At 65.7% G+C, this 17,566-nt stretch carries 19 protein-coding genes; 12 read left to right on the top strand and 7 right to left on the bottom strand.

The window, feature by feature from the left end; translation table 11 throughout:
• The first annotated feature begins 50 nt into the window (after positions 1–50).
• From recR to K9B33_RS07050, 5 genes are all read left to right on the top strand, one after another.
• Positions 51–647: a recombination mediator RecR gene (gene recR / locus K9B33_RS07070; RefSeq protein ID WP_224547702.1), complete on the top strand. Its 597-nt coding sequence runs from the start codon at positions 51–53 to the stop codon at positions 645–647.
• A gap of 229 nt (positions 648–876) precedes the next feature.
• Positions 877–1,407 (top strand): peptide deformylase, encoded by a 531-nt coding sequence (def, locus tag K9B33_RS07065; RefSeq protein WP_224547701.1) that lies wholly within the window; start codon positions 877–879, stop codon positions 1,405–1,407.
• A 93-nt stretch (positions 1,408–1,500) separates the two neighbouring features.
• Positions 1,501–2,175 (top strand): ferritin-like domain-containing protein, encoded by a 675-nt coding sequence (locus K9B33_RS07060; protein ID WP_224547700.1) that lies wholly within the window; start codon positions 1,501–1,503, stop codon positions 2,173–2,175.
• A 2-nt stretch (positions 2,176–2,177) separates the two neighbouring features.
• Positions 2,178–2,636, top strand: coding sequence for a GtrA family protein (locus K9B33_RS07055; RefSeq protein ID WP_224547699.1), 459 nt, complete (start codon positions 2,178–2,180; stop codon positions 2,634–2,636).
• 3 nt (positions 2,637–2,639) lie between these two features.
• Positions 2,640–3,767, top strand: coding sequence for a glycosyltransferase family 4 protein (locus K9B33_RS07050; RefSeq protein WP_224547697.1), 1,128 nt, complete (start codon positions 2,640–2,642; stop codon positions 3,765–3,767).
• Between the two features lie 85 nt (positions 3,768–3,852).
• Here the strand turns inward: K9B33_RS07050 and phoB are convergent, their stop codons facing one another.
• From phoB to K9B33_RS07015, 7 genes are all read right to left on the bottom strand, one after another.
• Positions 3,853–4,554 carry a phosphate regulon transcriptional regulator PhoB gene (phoB, locus tag K9B33_RS07045; RefSeq protein WP_224547695.1) on the bottom strand — a complete coding sequence of 234 codons (702 nt, stop codon included), beginning with the start codon at positions 4,552–4,554 and terminating at the stop codon, positions 3,853–3,855.
• A 3-nt stretch (positions 4,555–4,557) separates the two neighbouring features.
• Positions 4,558–5,253 (bottom strand): phosphate signaling complex protein PhoU, encoded by a 696-nt coding sequence (gene phoU, locus K9B33_RS07040; RefSeq protein ID WP_066600774.1) that lies wholly within the window; start codon positions 5,251–5,253, stop codon positions 4,558–4,560.
• A 17-nt stretch (positions 5,254–5,270) separates the two neighbouring features.
• Complete coding sequence (pstB, locus tag K9B33_RS07035; RefSeq protein WP_411973991.1) at positions 5,271–6,068, bottom strand: phosphate ABC transporter ATP-binding protein PstB; 798 nt, start codon at positions 6,066–6,068, stop codon at positions 5,271–5,273.
• Complete coding sequence (gene pstA / locus K9B33_RS07030) at positions 6,068–7,312, bottom strand: phosphate ABC transporter permease PstA (RefSeq protein ID WP_224547692.1); 1,245 nt, start codon at positions 7,310–7,312, stop codon at positions 6,068–6,070. Before pstA ends, pstB begins: the two co-directional genes overlap by 1 nt.
• Positions 7,309–8,703: a phosphate ABC transporter permease subunit PstC gene (pstC, locus tag K9B33_RS07025; RefSeq protein ID WP_224547691.1), complete on the bottom strand. Its 1,395-nt coding sequence runs from the start codon at positions 8,701–8,703 to the stop codon at positions 7,309–7,311. The genes pstA and pstC overlap by 4 nt, the downstream gene beginning before the upstream one ends.
• Before the next feature lie 7 nt (positions 8,704–8,710).
• Entirely contained in the window at positions 8,711–9,766 is a 1,056-nt protein-coding gene (locus tag K9B33_RS07020; protein ID WP_224547690.1) for a substrate-binding domain-containing protein, read from the bottom strand.
• 102 nt (positions 9,767–9,868) lie between these two features.
• Positions 9,869–11,152 (bottom strand): ATP-binding protein, encoded by a 1,284-nt coding sequence (locus tag K9B33_RS07015; protein ID WP_224547689.1) that lies wholly within the window; start codon positions 11,150–11,152, stop codon positions 9,869–9,871.
• 100 nt (positions 11,153–11,252) lie between these two features.
• Between K9B33_RS07015 and K9B33_RS07010 the strand changes: the two genes are divergently transcribed.
• From K9B33_RS07010 to K9B33_RS06980, 7 genes are all read left to right on the top strand, one after another.
• Entirely contained in the window at positions 11,253–11,678 is a 426-nt protein-coding gene (locus K9B33_RS07010; protein WP_224547688.1) for a hypothetical protein, read from the top strand.
• 95 nt (positions 11,679–11,773) lie between these two features.
• On the top strand, positions 11,774–12,934 hold the full coding sequence (locus tag K9B33_RS07005; protein WP_224547687.1) for a glycosyltransferase: 1,161 nt from the start codon (positions 11,774–11,776) through the stop codon (positions 12,932–12,934).
• Between the two features lie 66 nt (positions 12,935–13,000).
• Positions 13,001–13,288, top strand: coding sequence for an HPr-rel-A system PqqD family peptide chaperone (locus K9B33_RS07000; RefSeq protein WP_224547686.1), 288 nt, complete (start codon positions 13,001–13,003; stop codon positions 13,286–13,288).
• Positions 13,285–14,148 carry an HprK-related kinase A gene (locus tag K9B33_RS06995; protein WP_224547685.1) on the top strand — a complete coding sequence of 288 codons (864 nt, stop codon included), beginning with the start codon at positions 13,285–13,287 and terminating at the stop codon, positions 14,146–14,148. Before K9B33_RS07000 ends, K9B33_RS06995 begins: the two co-directional genes overlap by 4 nt.
• Positions 14,145–15,134, top strand: a complete 990-nt coding sequence (locus K9B33_RS06990; protein ID WP_224547684.1) for a nucleotidyltransferase family protein — start codon at positions 14,145–14,147, stop codon at positions 15,132–15,134. The genes K9B33_RS06995 and K9B33_RS06990 overlap by 4 nt, the downstream gene beginning before the upstream one ends.
• Positions 15,135–15,274: 140 nt before the next feature.
• Positions 15,275–16,354: an endonuclease/exonuclease/phosphatase family protein gene (locus K9B33_RS06985; RefSeq protein ID WP_224547682.1), complete on the top strand. Its 1,080-nt coding sequence runs from the start codon at positions 15,275–15,277 to the stop codon at positions 16,352–16,354.
• Entirely contained in the window at positions 16,354–17,532 is a 1,179-nt protein-coding gene (locus K9B33_RS06980) for a TonB-dependent receptor (protein ID WP_224547680.1), read from the top strand. The genes K9B33_RS06985 and K9B33_RS06980 overlap by 1 nt, the downstream gene beginning before the upstream one ends.
• Positions 17,533–17,566: the final 34 nt, after the last annotated feature.

Genomic DNA, 17,566 nt, shown 5'->3' with positions numbered 1-17,566 from the left:
GGATGCTCAAACCCCTTGTCTCTCCCGGTTGCAACCCCTTATCTCATGATATGGCTTCACCTGAAATCGAGACGCTGACCCAGGCGCTGTCCCGCCTGCCTGGCCTTGGCCCCCGTTCGGCCCGGCGGGCCGTGCTGCACCTGCTGAAAAAGCGGGAGGGCGCGATGGAGCCGCTGCTGCGCGCGCTGGAGGCGGTGAACGAACGGCTGGTCAACTGCCACATCTGCGGCAATGTCGATACGGTCGATCCCTGCGGCATCTGCGCCGATCCGCGGCGCGACGCTCGCGCACTGTGCGTGGTGGAGGATGTCGCGGACCTGTGGGCGCTCGACAAGTCGCGCCTCTTCCCCGGGCGCTTCCATGTGCTGGGCGGGCGGTTGTCCGCGCTGGAGGGGGTGCGACCCGAAGACCTGACCATCGATGCGCTGGTCGCACGGCTGGAGCCGGGCGGCGTGGACGAGGTGGTGCTGGCGATGAACGCGACGCTGGAGGGACAGACCACCGCCCATTATCTGGCCGAACGGCTGGAGCGCTTCCCCATCCGCCTGACCCAGCTCGCCCATGGCGTGCCGGTCGGCGGCGAGCTGGATTATCTGGACGAAGGCACGCTGGCCCAGGCGCTGCGGGCGCGACGGCCGGTGGGCTAGGGTGAGCAAGGACTTTATGTCCTACATGTGCATTTTGCTTTATGCAGGCAAGCGCGGCCACGACGTGATTTATGGTTTAATGTCCTATTCTTGATCGGATATTTCAAGATGGGCGGGAAATGTGCGAAGTTAAGTCCCATCCGGGCGCTTACCCTGCGTCGCGGTCGAAGGCGCGTCTCTATCCGCCCGCTGGCTTGAAATATCGCGCCGTTCCATCTATGTTCGACATATGGCAATCCTACCGATCCTTGAGGCGCCCGACCCGCGCCTGCGCACGATTTCGACCCCCGTCGATGCGATCGACGACGATCTGCAACGGCTGATCGACGACATGTTCGAAACGATGTACGACGCGCCGGGCATCGGTCTGGCCGCGATCCAGGTCGGCGTCCCCAAGCGGGTGCTGGTGATCGATCTGCAGGAACCCGAATCCGACGAAGAAGACGCCAAGCCGGTCAAGAAGCCGATGGTCTTCATCAACCCGGAGATTCTCAAGGGTTCGGAAGAATTGTCCGTTTATCAGGAGGGCTGCCTGTCGGTCCCCGATCAATATGCCGAGGTGGAGCGCCCCGCGGTGATCCGCGCCAGTTGGATGGACCGCGACGGTCGCATTCATGAGGAGCAGCTCGAAGGCCTGCTGGCCACCTGCCTGCAGCATGAGCTGGACCATCTGGAAGGGGTGCTGTTCATCGATCATCTGTCGCGCCTGAAACGAGACATGCTGCTCAAGAAACTGAACAAGGCCCGCCGCGCGGCCTGAGGCATTTTGCATCGCGATGTAGAACCGAATATCGCAGCGCATATTATTGTTGTAGCCAGGGGCGTCCTGACTCGGTCAGGGCCGGAGAAATCTATGCGCGCTTGGTTCGAACGACGTTATCTCGATGTGCTGGGCAGCATCTATATCTATAACGAACATCGCGGCTATACCGCGATCGATCGGGTGATCGAATCGGTCGTGAAGCGCTCTCCCGACGATGCCGTCCTCATCGCGCGGCTCAAGGCGCATCGGGCGGATGAGCGGAAACATTATCTCATGTTCCGCCGCTGGTTCGAACGGCGCGGCATCATGCCCTTTGCCGTGGGATCGACATTTGGCCACATCGACCGCTTCGTCGAAATCATGTTCGGCACGTCTATCGCCCGGCTCAAGACACAGGATGTCGTCGAAAGCGACAGGCTGTTCGCGCGCCTGTGCCGGGTCATCGCGCTTACCGAACGGCGGGGATATGTGCAGGTGGAAACCCTACTCACCAACCGGATCATCCTGTCGGACCCGATTCTGACGCGCATCTTCAGCATCATTCGCAAGGACGAACCCAGCCATTGGGCACCCTATGAGGATTGGCTCGATGCCCATGCGCAACGCAATCCGACATGGTGGGAACATATTGTAGATGGCGTCGTACATGCCGAACTTCTCTTCCTGAAGCTGCCCTTTCTGTTTCTCAACCCCTGGGCCAGGGCCCGCGACGATTGGCCCGACGAAGCGGATGAAGGCCTGTATGGGGCATCGGCCGCAGAATGAGTTTGGACGCCGAAGCGGATGGTAACAGCCTGTTGCCGGTACAATCGTTCAGTGCGGGCATCATGAGTCGGGTATTTTCCCTGCGCGCCGGGGCGATGTTGTTTCGCAACACGGTTGTCAGTTGTTCGGTTTTCGTGATCGGCCTGGGTATATTGTGGGGTCTGGTGAACCTCGGCGTCGGCAAGGTTATGGCTGCGGGCATCGGTTTCATCATCGCCAACAGCCTGCATTATATCCTCGGGCGGAGCTGGATTTTCCGCGGAACGGACAGAGGCGTCGGCGCCGGCTATGTGCTGTTCCTGGCGAATTCCGCTGTCGGCCTCCTCATCACCATGGGCCTCTATGCGCTGTTCCTGCATCTGACGTCGGTGAATTATCTTGTGACCCGCGCCGTCGTTTCGCTGTTCGCGGGCCTGGTCGTGTTTCTGCTGAATGCGCTCCTGAACTTCAGGCAGGTCTGATCGATGCGGATCGCGCTGTTTTCCGGTAATTACAATTATCTGCGCGAAGGCGCGAACCAGGCGCTGAATATGCTCGTGCGCTATCTGGAAACGGCGTGCGGCTTCACGGTGCGCGTCTATTCCCCGGTCACGGACACGCCGGCATTCGCGCCGGCGGGGACGTTGGTGCCGGTTCCGTCGATCGCTCTGCCGGTGCGCAGCGAGTTCCGCCTGGCGCTTGGCCTTCCGCGCAATATCCGAAACGACATCCGCGATTTTGCGCCCGACCTGGTGCATGTGTCTACGCCGGATATATTGGGAACGCGTGCGCAGACCTTCGCCAAGCGGCTGGGTGTCCCGATCGTTGCGAGTATGCACACGCGGTTCGAAACCTATCTGCGTTATTATGGGATCGACTGGGCGCGACCCGCACTCGATGCACATCTGCGGCGCTTCTATCGACGCAGCGATTATGTGCTCGCACCGACCGGCGCGCTGGTCGAGGAATTGCGCCTGTCGCGTGGCGACGATCGGGCGAGCGTCTGGAGCAGGGGGATAGACGCCGCGCTCTTCCATCCCGGCCGACGGGACATGCACTGGCGCCGCATACAGGGGCTGGACGATGGCGACATCGCCATATTGTTCTTCGGACGCGTAGTGCTCGAAAAGGGCGTGGACCGGTTCATCCAGGTGGTGCAGCAACTCCAGGCGCAATCGCCGCGGGTCCGGGCGCTCGTCGTCGGGCATGGCCCCGCGGTCGACCTGTTCAAAACGCTGCCCCGAACGATATGCGCAGGACATCTGGCGGGGGATGATCTGGCTCGGGCGGTTGCGAGCGCGGATGTGTTGCTCAGTCCCAGCACCACCGAAACATTCGGCAATGTCATCGTCGAAGCCATGGCCTGCGGCTTGCCTGTCGTGAGCGCCGACGCCCAAAATGCCCGCAGCATCCTGACCGACGGTCAGGACGGGTTTCTTTGCCGGCCGACGGGTTGCGGACATTATGCATCGGTCCTGGCCAAGCTTATCGAAAGTCCGGATTTGCGACATGCGATGGGCTTGGCGGCGCACCGCACCAGCCGGCTCTATTCCTGGGACAGGGCGTCGGAAAGCGTCGCGAATGTCTACCGTGCTCTGACCGCCGGCGTTTGAACGGATCGGCCCGCAATCGCAAAAAGCCTCCCCAAATCTCTTTGGAGAGGCTTTTGCTTGAACCACAATTGCCGGGTTGCGCGCCTCAGCCCACGCCCTCGGTATCCAGCGCGTAACCCGCCGACCGCACCGTGCGGATGATGTCCTGATATTGGCCATCGCCGTTGATCGCTTTGCGCAGGCGGCGGATATGGACGTCCACCGTGCGCAGTTCGATGTCGCTGTCCTGGCCCCAGACACTGTCGAGCAACCGCTCGCGCGAAAAGACCCAGCCCGGATGCTCCAGGAAATGCTTGAGCAGGCGGAACTCGGTGGGGCCGAGCGGGATCACTTGCCCGCTGCGGCGCACCTTGTGGCCGACCGTGTCCATCTCCACGTCGGAGAAGGTCAGCGTCTCGCCGGCCAGCGCCGGGCGCACGCGGCGCAGCACCGCGCCGACGCGCGCTACCAGCTCGCGGGGGCTGAACGGCTTGGTCACATAATCGTCCGCGCCGGTTTCCAGCCCGCGGACCCGATCCTCTTCCTCACCGCGCGCGGTCAGCATGATGATGGGGATATTGGCGGTGCCGTTCATGCGGCGCAGCCGGCGGCACACCTCGATCCCCGACAGGCTTTCGACCATCCAGTCGAGCAGCACGATGTCAGGCACATTTTCCTGCGCCATCAGCAACGCCTCTTCGCCGTCGACCGTATGGGCGACCTCGAAATCCTCGCGCTTGAAATGCCAGATCAGCAGTTCGGCCAGTGCTGCGTCATCCTCGACCAGCAGCATTTTCGCTCTTGCCATGGTCTAGTCCTCCGGCTGCATGTCGGCGCCGCGCTCGCGCTCTGGCAATGTCTGGCCGGTCGCGGCATAATAGACCATCTCCGCGACATTGGTCGCATGGTCGCCGATCCGCTCGATATTCTTGGCGATGAACAGCAGGTGCGCGCACTCGCTGATCGTCTTGGGGTTCTCGACCATGAAGGTGACGAGTGTGCGGAACACGCTATTGTAGAAATCGTCGACTACCGTGTCGCGCTCGACCACCGCCAGCGCCAGGTCGGCGTCGCGCGCAGCGAAGGCGTTGAGCGCATCATGCACCATCTCGCCCGCGACCTGCCCCATGGAGGGCAGCAGGGAAATGGGTTCGAGGATGCGGGTGTTGGTGGCGATCAGCGGCACGCGCTTGGCGATATTCTTGGCATAGTCGCCGATGCGTTCCACCACGCTCACGATTTTGAGCGCGGCGATCACGTCGCGCAGGTCGTTCGCCATCGGCGCGCGGAGCGCAATCACCTGGATCACCAGCTTCTCGACCTCCGCCTCGATCGCGTCGATGCGCTTGTCGCCCTCGACGACATCGGCGGCCAACACTTTGTCCTGCCGCTGCAACGCCAGCATCGCATTTTCGATCGCCGCTTCCGCGCGCCCGCCCATTTCGGCGATCAGTCCGCGCAGCCGGTCGATTTCCTCGTCAAATGCCTTGATCGTATGTTCTGCCATGATCTCTCTCCCCCGGATCAGCCGTAGCGACCGGTGATATAATCCTTGGTCCGCTCCTGGCGGGGATTGGTGAAGATATCGGACGTCACGCCATATTCGACCAGGTCGCCCAGGTGGAAGAAGGCGGTCCGCTGCGACACGCGCGCGGCCTGCTGCATGTTATGCGTCACGATGACGATCGCATAGCGGCCGCGCAGTTCGTGGATCAGCTCCTCGATCTTGGCGGTCGCGATCGGATCGAGCGCCGAGCAAGGTTCGTCCATCAGGATGACTTCTGGTTCGACCGCGATCGCCCGGCCGATGCACAGCCGCTGCTGCTGCCCGCCCGACAGCGCCGTGCCGCTGTCATGCAACCGGTCCTTCACCTCGTCCCACAGGCCAGCGCGGCGCAGCGACTTTTCGACGATCACGTCTATGTCCGCCTTGCCCGCGGCCAGGCCGTGGATGCGCGGGCCATAGGCGATATTTTCGTAGATCGACTTGGGGAAGGGGTTGGGCTTCTGGAACACCATGCCCACCCGTGCGCGCAGCTGCACCACGTCCATCGACGCCGCGTAGATATTCTCGCCGTCCAGCGTGATCTCGCCCTCGACCCGCGCCGACGCGACGGTGTCGTTCATGCGATTGAGCGTCCGCAGGAAGGTCGACTTGCCGCAGCCCGACGGGCCGATGAAGGCGGTGACATGGTCCATGCCGACGTCGATCGACACGCCCTTGATGGCCTGCTTCTCGCCATAGAAAACCTTGACGTCGCGGGCCGACATCTTGGGATTGTCGATGGTCAGGTTGATTTGGTCTTCTGTCATGGGTGTCATTACCACCGTGTTTCAAACTTGTTGCGCAGGTAGATGGCGAGGCCGTTCATCGCGAGCAGGAAGGCCAGCAGGACGATGATCGCGGCGGATGTCTTTTCGACGAAGCCCTTGGAGACTTCGTCGGACCACAGGAATATCTGCACCGGCAGGACGGTCGCCGGATCGGTGATCCCGCCCGGCGGGGTGGCGATGAAGGCGCGCATGCCGATCATCAGCAGCGGCGCGGTTTCGCCCAGCGCGCGGGCCATGCCGATGATCGTGCCGGTCAGGATGCCGGGCAGGGCCAGCGGCAGCACATGCTGGAACACCACCTGTACCGGGCTTGCGCCGATGCCGAGCGCGGCGTCGCGGATGCTGGGCGGGACGGACTTGATCGCGTTGCGGCCGGCGATGACGATGACCGGCATCGTCATCAGCGCCAGTGTCATGCCGCCCACCAGCGCCGCGGATCGCGGCAGATGCGCGAGGTTCAGGAAGATAGACAGGCCCAGCAGGCCGAATATGATGGAAGGCACCGCCGCCAGATTGTTGATCGACACTTCGATGATATCGGTCCACCAGCTCTTGCGGGCATATTCCTCCAGATAGAGCGCCGTGGCGACGCCGATCGGGAAGCTGAGGATCAGCGTCACCAGCATCGTCAGCAACGATCCCTTGAACGCCCCCCAAATGCCGACCTGGGTCGGATCGGTGCCGTCGCTGGCGGTCAGGAAGCTCAGGTTGAAGCCGGTCGACAACAGGCCCTGCTGTTTCAGCCGCGTGACCGCGGCCTCCATTTCCGGCGATCCCTTGCTCTTGGCGGCCAGGTCAAGCCCGGTCGAGGCCGGCACGCTGATCGTCTCGCTCCGGCTCAATATCTTGGGGTCCGCCTTGATCGCGTCCCGGATGCTGATCCAGGCGGTCGGCGATAGCAGCGCGTCGGCATCTGCGCCCAACAACTTCTTCGCGACCGCGTCGGTCACCATCGGCAGATTGGCCTGGCTCAGCGATTCGTCGGTGATGGCGGCGGGATCGAGCAGCAGCGGGGAGGCCGGGAAATCGATCTTGAGCGCAATCTCGGTCCGGGTGAAGCCACGCAGGCCGTTGCCCATCATGGTGACGAGCAGGAAAGCCAGGAAGGACGCGGACAGCAGTACGGCGAACAGGCCGGCGAATTTGAAGCGGCGTTCGGCGGCATAGCGCCCCGCAATCCGCTTGCGCATGGCCTCCGACTTCCAGTCGGTGGGGTTGCGAGCAGCAGTCATTCGTAAGCCTCGCGATATTTCTTCACGACCCGCAGGGCCACGATGTTGAGCAGCAGGGTGACGATGAACAGCACCAGGCCCAGCGCGAAGGCGGCGAGCGTCTTGGCGCTGTCGAATTCCTGGTCGCCGGTCAGCAACTGGACGATCTGTGTCGTCACTGTGGTCACGCTGGCGAAGGGATTGACGGTCAGGTTCGCGGCGAGGCCCGCGGCCATGACCACGATCATCGTTTCACCGATGGCGCGGCTGACGGCCAGCAGCACGCCGCCGACGACGCCGGGTAGCGCGGCGGGGATCAGCACCTTGCGAATCGTCTCGCTGGTGGTCGCGCCCATCGCCAGGCTGCCGTCGCGCATCGATTGCGGCACGGCGGCAATGCTGTCGTCGGCCATGGAGGACACGAAGGGGATGATCATGACCCCCATGACAAGGCCGGCGGCCAGCGCGCTTTCGGAGGATGCGCCATGGATGCCGATCGCGACCGCGAAGTCGCGGAGCGCCGGGGCGATGGTGAGCGCGGCGAAATAGCCATAGACCACCGTCGGCACGCCTGCGAGCATCTCCAGCGTCGGCTTCATCCATTTGCGGACGGTCGGGCTGGCATATTGGGTCAGGTAGATGGCGCTCATCAGGCCCAGCGGGATGGCGACGATCATGGCGATGATCGCGCCGATGAAGATGGTGCCCCAGAACAGCGGCACCGCGCCGAACGCATCGTCATTGCCGTAGCCCATGGCGGCCGACTGCGGCGACCATTTGGTGCCGAACAGGAAATCGATGGGATTGACCATCGAGAAGAAGCGGAAGCTTTCCCACAGCAGCGACGCCACGATACCGACCGTCGTGACGATCGCGATCAGGGATGCGATCAGCAGCGACGCCATGACCAGCCGCTCGACCCGCGTGCGCGCCCGGAAATCGGGGCGCACGCGGGTGAAGGCATAGGCCCCCCCGGCGAAGGCCAGCACCAGCGCCAATACCGCGCCGGCCACGCCATATTTGTTGAGCGCGTGTGCGTAGGGTTCGACCAGTCCCTGGGACAGCGGATTGAACGCCCCCGCCTGATCGCCGTTGGCGATCGCCCGCGCTTCGCCGAGGATGGCGGAGCGGGAGAAGCCGTCGAGCGGCAGGCTCTGCGCCGCCGGGTCGGCCAGCACGCTTTGCGTGACCAGGCCCGGCGCGACATTGGCCCAGACCGCCAGGAAGATGGCGGCCGGGATCAGCGTCCACAGCGCGACATACCAGCCATGATAGCCGGGTAGCGAGTGGACGGCGTCGCGCCGCCCCGTCGCCCGCGCCGCGGTCTGGAGCCGCAGCGCGCGGGCGCGGGCGCTGACCCAGGCGATCGCGCCCAGGCCCGCCAGCAGCAGGAGGATTGCAGGACCGGTCATGTCGCCCTTACTTCAGCTGCGAACCGTCGAGGACGGTCAGCGCCTTGACGGTTTCGGCGCTCTTCTTGCGCACGTCTTCGGGCGCCGCGACCATGCCGCGCTTGGTCAGCGCACCGTCGGGGTTCCAGTTGGCGGCGAAGGTGTTCAGGAAGCCCTGAAGGCCGGGGATGGCCGTCATGTGCGCCTTCTTCACATAGATGTAGAGCGGACGCGCGCCGGGATACTGGCCGGTCGACACGGTTTCGTATGTGGCTTCGACGCCGTTGATCGGCACGTCCTTCAGCGTGTCCTTGTTTTCCTCAAGGAAGCTGTAGCCGAACACGCCGACCGCATTGGGATTGGCGCCCAGCTTCTGCACGATCAGATTATCGTTCTCGCCCGAATCGACATATTTGCCGTCTTCGCGAATGCGGGTGCAGGTCGCCTTATATTCGTCTTCGTTCTTTTCCTTGAGCGCCTTCATTGCTTCGTCCGACTGGCAGCCCTTTTCCAGGATCAGTTCGGCCAGCGAATCGCGTGTGCCGCTGGTGGACGGCGGGCCGAAGACGGAAATGGCGATCGCGGGCAGGCTGGGGTCCACATCTTTCCAGGTCTGGGCCTTGTTCGGACCCTTGCCGTACGGATTGGCGGCGAGCGCTTCATAGACGATCTTGGGGGTGAGCTTCAGGCCCGGACCCTTGTTCGATTCGGCGAAGGCGAGGCCATCGACGCCGACCTGGATCTCGACGATGTCCTTCACGCCATTGGCGGCGCACTGCTCGAACTCCGCCTTCTTCATGCGGCGCGATGCGTCGGCGATGTCGGGATGCTGGGCGCCCACGCCCGCGCAGAACAGCTTCATGCCGCCGCCGGTGCCGGTCGATTCGATGATCGGCGACTTCATGCCGGCATTGCCCTGCACGAACAGTTCGGCGACCGCCGTTGCGAACGGATAGACGGTGGAAGACCCGACCGCACGGATCTGGTCGCGCGTCTGGCCTGCGCCGCCGCCGGACTGGTCGCCGCAGGCGGCAAGGCTGAGAACGCTCACGGTCGTCGCGGCGAGCAAGGCGAATGTCTTCACGGGAACCTCCAAACAATAGAGCCGCGATTCGCTTGTCGCCGCCCCCTCGGGAAGCGCCCTAGTCGCGGACCATCGCGCCTTTGTGACAGTCAGGTTTCATTTTCATGACATCGTTCCGGAAAGCGCCGACGGGCGCCTTTTCTCGTCGCTTTTATTTGGCGCCTCTTCCATCGGCGGGGGCAGCAGCACGGTGATGGTGGTGCCTTTGCCCAATGTGCTGGCGATGTCGAAGCGCCCGCGATGCCGCTCGACGATATGCTTGACGATGGCGAGGCCCAGGCCCGTGCCGCCCATCGCCCGGCTGCGCCCCGAATCGACGCGGTAGAATCGCTCGGTCAGGCGGGGCAGGTGATCGGGGCCGATCCCTTCCCCTTCATCGGCGACCGTCAGCCGTGTCATGCTGCTCGGCCCTTCGTTCAGCGTGACGCGAATCGGCGTGCCGGGGCGGCCATATTTGATCGAATTGCCGATCAAATTGTGGAGCAACTGCGAGAGCTGCGCCCGGTCGCCCTGAACGCTGGGCAATTGCGGTGCGATCTCCATTTCCACTTCGCGACCGCGGTCGCCATGGCTGGAGCGGAAGACGCCGACAACCTCGGCGGCCAGTTCCGACAGATCGACCAGCGTGTCGGGTGCGCGATATTTCTCCGCCTCGATCCGGCTCAAGGAGATGAGATCGTCGATCAACCGCTGCATCCGCCGCGCTTCGCCGTCCATGATTTTCAGGAAGCGCTGGCGGGTTTCTGTATCCTTGCCCAGTTCGGGATCGGCCAGCGTCTCGATGAAGCCCAATATGCCGGCCAGCGGCGTGCGCAATTCATGGCTGGCATTGGCGACGAAATCGACGCGCATCCGCTCGGCGGCATGAGTGCCGCTATGATCGACCAGATGGACCAGCCGCCGCATGTCGGCGACCTGCCCCACCGGCGCGATCCGCATCTGCCAGCGCTGGTCGCGGCTACCCAGGCCGACCAGTTCGACCATCACAGGTTCGGCGAGCGGGGCAGTGCTCGCCAGCCGTTCGGCGGCGGCGGGGTGGCGGATTGCAATGCGTGCATCCTCGCCCTCGATATGCGTGCCCAGCAGGCGTTGCGCGGCCCGGTTGGCGCGGACGATGCGGCTGCGCTCGACCAGCATCAGCGGATCGGAAATCCCTTCCAGCAGGCTGGCGAAATCGGGATGGCCTAACAGGTCGGGCGCATCCAGCGGAGCGGGCGCAGGCTGCCGCGTCGATACGCCCTCGGCGCAGATCAGCAGGACGAGCAGGCCGCCCAATATCGGCAGGGCGATGGCGATGGGCGATGCGCCCAGCAATAAAGCGCCCCCGGTGCCAAGCAACAGCATGGCGAGGGAGGCGGTAATCTGCGAAATTGTCAGTCGATTCATGGTTACCGCGCTGGATTTGTCGCGCAATTGCTGCGATGGCTTATCCCAATAGCGTGCAATCTTTACGCTTTGGCAAGCGTGACGAGCGGATCAGGACGATATGAGCGACCCGAAGCCCGGACAGGATAGCCCCGAAACCGGCGATGACGCGCCTTCGCTGGCCGTCCCGTCGCGTCGGCAGTTGTTGATGGGCGGCGCTGCGGCGGCATCGGCGATCGTGTCGATCCGCCCTGCGCTGGCCAACACCGCCGCGTCGGTGCTCAACTGCACCATCCCGGTGCCGGACCAAGGCCGGGCGGGCAATTTCATCGCCCCCAACGGCCAACTGGTCCCGGCCGGCACGCCAGGCGCCTATCCCGGCACCGGTCGCAGCTTCACCGGTGAGCAGGTCAAGCAGGCGTTGCGCGGCCGGCCGCTGCCCGGCACCGGCTATGAACAGAACCAGGCCTATCTCAACTATATCCGCCGCTTGCAGCGCGGGACGAGCGGTTTCACCTGCTACGCCTCACTGCAGATGCCGCGCTGAACCGATCGTCGCAACCGTAACGATTTGAACGGATACGGGTTATCCGCGTTGACGGCGTCGAACCTGATATGGTTCGACGTTCGGCGAGGCGTTTCATGTTTCACACCCGCCGCCCTACAGGGCGTGCATTTTCAGTGGCGGTCTATCTCTACCAGCCCGGCGACGGTGGCCTTGATCGCGTCGCCATATTGCTCGCCAATCATCTGCTGCAGCGCGGCGTCCCGGTGGAACTGTGGATGGCGCGAACCGATGGTCCGGCGGCCCATCTGATCGACCCCGCGCTGACCGTGCGCCGCGTTCCCGCGCCCGGTGGCATCCGCCGCCTCTCGATGATCGCGCAATTCCCGGCGCTGGCCGGGATGGTGCGGCGTTATCGGCCCGACATTCTTTATTCGGCCGGCAACCAGAGCAATATGCTGGTCGCGCTGGCGGCGCTGGGGACCGACACCAAGGCAGTCGGCCGCATCTCCAACCCCATCGTGCGACCCGGCCAGCGCGGTCCCGGCGCCTGGGCCCGGCTGATGCGTTTCCGCGGTATCGCGCGCCTGAGCGACCTCACCATCGTCATGGGCGAGCATGACCGCACCCTGCTGGCGCAAAGCGGCGACGTTCGCCTGCTGCCCCGCCCGACGGTGACGCGCGCGATGGAACAGGCCCGCGCTGCCCGGGCGCCGCGCGGGTCCGGCGATCCCTGGCGATTGCTGATGGTCGGGCGACTGACTCGGCAAAAGGATCAGGCGACGGCGCTAGCCGCGCTGGCGCGCCTGCGCCATATCGACTGGCGACTGACCATCGCCGGACAGGGGCCGCTTCGTGCGAGTCTGGAGCAGCAATGCGCGGCGTTGGGCATTGCCGATCGGGTGGATTTCGCGGGCTATATCGGTGATGCCGGCGCCCTTGCGGCGTTGATGGCCCGCACTGACCTGCTGCTCCAGCCGTCGCGCTGGGAGGGGCTGTGCGCCACGCTGATCGAGGCGCTGGCCTGCGGCGCGGGCGTGGTGGCGACTGACAGCACGCCCAATATCCGCTCGCTTCTGGTGGAGGCCGGCCAGCATCCGGCGGTGCGCGTAGGCGATGCGGCCGCTTTTGCACAGGCCATCGAACGCGCTTTGGCGCATTCGGCGTCGCCCGCGCTGCTGGCGGCGGCGACGCGCGACCATGGCGTCCAGCGCGCGCTCGACCGCTATCTGCGCGCGTTCGAGGGTCTGGCCGGGGCGCCTGCGCCGCAATCCGTCCGGTCGCCAGCGATGTCCTGATGCGTTAGGCACTTGGCTACGTCTTTCGCGCTACAGCGACATGGACAGTAGTATGGGATGCCGAATTTGGACGGAGCGACAGCCTATCGCCGGGACGAGGCGGACGCGGTGGCGACCTGCGTCCTCGACGATCTCGTCCTGCTCTACCATCATCGGTCGGGCCAGACCCATATGGTCATCAGCCCGGTGCCGGAGATATTGGCGCGCATGGCCGACGGCGCGCCGGTGAGCGCGCAGGCGATGCACGACCGGCTGGCGCGCGACTATGATCTGGGTCCGGTAGCCGACGCCGTGGCGGAGATCGGCGCGCATCTCGACGCGCTGGTCGCGCTAGGCCTAGTGCGCCCGGCATGAGGCACGCCATCACCCTGCGCATCGGCCCGGCGACCTTCCGCATCGGCTCCGCCTGGCCGCAGCCGATCGCGGAACTGGCCCGGCTCTATACCGCCTATCCCGACGTCCGCGGCGCGATCGCCGACTTCACCGTCCGGCTCCAGCCCATCAGCCTGGCGCGGCGCTGGGTGCGGCCGTCCATCTTCATCACCGGCGATCATGGCCTGGCCGACGCCGCGCCGATGAGCCTGGCGCATGGGCTTCTCGCCGCCGAAATGGGGATGAACCTGCAAATGGCGTTGGGCTGGCGGCGTCACCTGCTGCTTCATGCGTCGAGCGTGGAGAAGGACGGGCGCGCGCTGGTGATGACCGGCGAATCTGGGTCCGGCAAATCGACGCTGGCGGCCTTGCTGGGCGAGCGCGGCTGGCGCTTCATGGGCGACGAGTTCGCGCTGCTCGACATGGATAGCGGCGCGATCCTGCCTTTCCCGCGACTCGTCAGCCTCAAGAACCGGGCGATAGACGTCGTGACGCAGGCGGTCGGCGTAGCGCGCATGGGGCCGCTGCTGGCCGCAACGGCGAAGGGCGACATCCGCCACATGGTGCCGCGCACCGATGCCGTGGCGCGCATGGGCGAGGGGGGAATGCCCGCTTTGCTGCTCTTTCCCCGTTTCGGCCATGATGCGGCGGTGCGACCGCTGGGGCAGGGCGAAATCTTCATGCGCCTGACCCAGGCATCGACCAATTATGTCGCGCTGGGCGAGCCGGCCTTCACCGCGCTCACCCGCTTCGTCGCCCATGTCCCGGCGCGGGCGATCGATTTCCCCTCCGGCGACGATGCCATCGCCATGGTCGATCAGCTATGGGAGCAACTGGCATGAGCGCGGCGCTGCTGGTGCGCACGCTGCGCGATCCGGCGTCGGCCGGGGCGCTCGACGCGGATGGCTGGAACCGCCTGCTCGCCGCAGCGCGGGCGGAGCGGCTGATCGGTACGCTCGCCTATCGGCTGGAGGGTGCCGCCCTGCCGGACGCGGTATGGCCGATCCTGGATGACGCCCGGCGCGACAGCGGGCGGGAGGCGCAGCAGGCGCTGTGGGAGGCGGACCGGGCGGTGCAGGCGTTGCGCGGCCTGGATGTCAGGCTCGTGCTGCTCAAGGGCGCGGCCTATGTGGCGGCGGGCCTGCGCGCGGGGCAGGGGCGTTTCATCGGCGATCTCGACATATTGGTGCCGCGCGACGCCATGCCCGCCGTGGAGCGCGCGCTGATTGCGGCGGGATGGGAATGGGTCAAGGAAGACCCGTATGACGACGCCTATTATCGCCAGTGGATGCACGAACTGCCGCCGATGATCCATGTCGAGCGCGACCGGATGATCGACGTGCACCACACCATATTGCCGCTGACTGCGCGCCAGACGCCGGATGCGGCGGCGATGATTGCCGATGCGGTTCATATAACCGATGGATTATATATTCTCTCGGTCGAGGACCGCATCGTCCATTCGGTGGCCCATATGCTGGCCGATGGGGACATGCAGGGCGGCCTGCGCAACCTGTGGGACATATATTGCCTTCTGCCCGATGCCGATCGTGCAACGCTGGAGGCGCGCGCGACGCGCCACGGTCTTGCCCTCCATGTCCGGCAGGCGCGGCGACTGGCGGGGGCGATCTATGGGGCGGGCGCGCGCCTCACCCTGTGGGACCGGCTGGTGCGCGCGCGCTTGCTGGCGCGCGACGGCTGGGGCCGCGAAAGCCGCAAGCTGCTGGTCTTCGCCTTCTTCGTGCGATCGCACTGGCTGCGGATGCCGCCGCTGATGCTGGCGCGGCACCTGTTCACCAAATGGCGCAAGGGGCACCGCCCCCAATAGGGGCGCAATAGACCTTCGCAATAATGACAGAAGCGGGTCAAGGTGATGACGAACGCTGACTTGCAACTTTAACCGTACCGCCATGGTCCGGACATGGCCATGACCCACGGCCCGGCTAGAGCGGGGCGGGGGTCTTCATCATGTCAAAGCCAGCGCGCGCCTTGTTCTTTGCGAGCCTGACGGCATTACTTGCCGCCAGTTCGTCCAGCGTCAGTTCGTCGGCCGCGCCCGATGCTGCATCCGCCCGACCGCAGGGCGCAACACTGCCTCTGTCGATCATGACCTATAATGTGATGGGCCTGCCCTGGCCGGTCGCCTTCGGTCGGGACGAGGCGCTGGGCCGCATCGCCGACCGGCTGGCCGTGCTGCGCGGGGAGGCGCGGCAGCCGCATGTCGTCCTGTTGCAGGAAGCCTTCATCGCCGATCCGGCGCAGTTCGCCCGTCGCGCCGGCTATGCCCATGTCGCGGCCGGGCCGGATGCGCTGGTCCGTACGCCGATCGCCCGCACCGCCGCCGACGCCGATTTTCTGCGCGGTGCGCGCTGGGACCGGGGCGAAACCCTGTCGAAGCAACTGGGCAGCGGTCTGCTGATCCTGTCCGACTATCCGATCATCGGGATCGACCGGCTGGCCTATCCGGCCTTCGCCTGCGCGGGCTTCGACTGCCTCGCCAACAAGGGTGCCTTGATCGCCCATCTGCGCGTGCCGGGCGTCGCCGCGCCGGTCGCGGTGGTCAACACCCATCTCAACGCGCGCAAGGCGGCGGGCGTGCCGGTCGCCCGGTCGCTCGCCGCGTTCGACCGGCAGGCGCAATTGTTGAGCGGCTTCGTGGCCGCCCATGTGCCGCGGGACCGGATGATGATCCTGGGCGGCGATCTCAATATCGGGCGCGATCCCCGGCGGGTCGAGGCTTTCTTCGCCCGCTGGCGCAGCGCCGGTCTGGGCTTCGTCGCGGCCGCGATGGGCGGCGGGCGACGGGCGCTGGCCGGTGCGTCGGTCGTTGATCCCGCCCAGCGGCGCGACCTGTCCGAAGCGGTGGCGCGGGGCAAGGATTGGTTGTTCGCCCGCGATGGCGACGGCGCGCCGATGCGGGTCGCCCGCGCGCATGTCCCCTTCGGCGGGGAAGCGCAGGCGCGGCTGTCCGATCATGTCGGCTATGCGATCAGCTATGCGCCGGCCGCCGGGCAGGCCGTGCGCTTCGCCGACGCAGGAGGCCGCTGATGCGCGCCCGTACGCCGTCGCTGGCGCTGCTGCTGGCCTCTCTTGCGACTCCGGCAGCGGCCGATTCCTTGGCAGAGCCCTTTTGGCCCGACCATGCCCGTTTCGCGCTCAAGCCCCGCCTCATCCTGCGGGTCCAGCCCGCGCCGCCTGCGCCGCCGCAGCGGCAGGCCCGCATCTACGCCATCGAACTGGCCCCATCACCTGCCGATCCGGCCGACCTGCGGCTGGCCCTGCAACGGCGGCGCCAGCGTTTTGGCGGACTGCCCCTGGTGCGCGCCGCCCAGTCGCCCGGCGCGGATATGCAGCCGCGCAGCAGCGTGATGCTGGCGGATGCGCGGGTCGACCTGCCGTCGGAGATGCTGCCATGGGGCGATCGTCTGTCCGCGACCCTGGGGTGGCAAGCGGTGAAGATCAGCAACCGGGCGGTCAATGCGACGTCGCCCTACACCCGCGACGATCTGCGCGCGCGCGACGGCTTCCTGCCCTCGGCCCGACTGGCGCTGGCGGCGACGTCGAGACTGGATCTGCGCGCCGACTATCGCGAAACCATCCGCGCCTATGCCGACAGCGGCACGATCGGCGCGCTGGGACTGGACCAGCCCGGCTTTCGGGCGTTGCGGGCGGCATTGCGGCCCGAACGCGACAGCCTCAGTCGGATCGGGCTGCGTTGGGCGGCAGTCCCCGCCCTGCGTCTCGCGATCGACGCTTATGACGGGCAGGTGCGCAACCGGCTGTCCTTCGTCGACCATGGCTATCTGCCGCGGACCATGGGGTCGGCGCAGGCGCATGGCGTGGCGATCGAGGCCGTGCACAGCCTGTCCCCGACGCTGCAATGGCGCCTGCGCTACGACCTTGCGCGGATGGATGTGGAGCATGGGGAGCGCCGCACCGAAACGCGCCTGGCGGTGCGGGGCGAATGGCGGCGCGGGCCGTGGCGCGGCGCGCTGTCTGCGGCTCGGACCAGCGCGCCCTTCTGGGCGGAGCCGGGCCATCGACTGCGGATCGAGGGCGGCATTGACTATATGCCGGACGATCTGTTCGGCGTGCGGCTGGGCCTGCATCTGGCCGATCCCGACCGGCTGGCGGTCACGCGCCTCGCCGACCAGCCGCAATCCGGGCCGGTGCGGGCCGCCGATCAGGCGCGCGCACTGATGTTCACTGCGGCGCTGCGTTTGTAGCGCCGCCATTTTTCTGTAGCATTCCCCGCCTATC

The organism is Sphingobium sp. 3R8, assembly GCF_020166615.1.
GTDB lineage: Bacteria > Pseudomonadota > Alphaproteobacteria > Sphingomonadales > Sphingomonadaceae > Sphingobium > Sphingobium bisphenolicum.
Note: the sequence above shows the minus strand (reverse complement) of the source record. Positions and strands in the feature narration are given on the sequence as shown.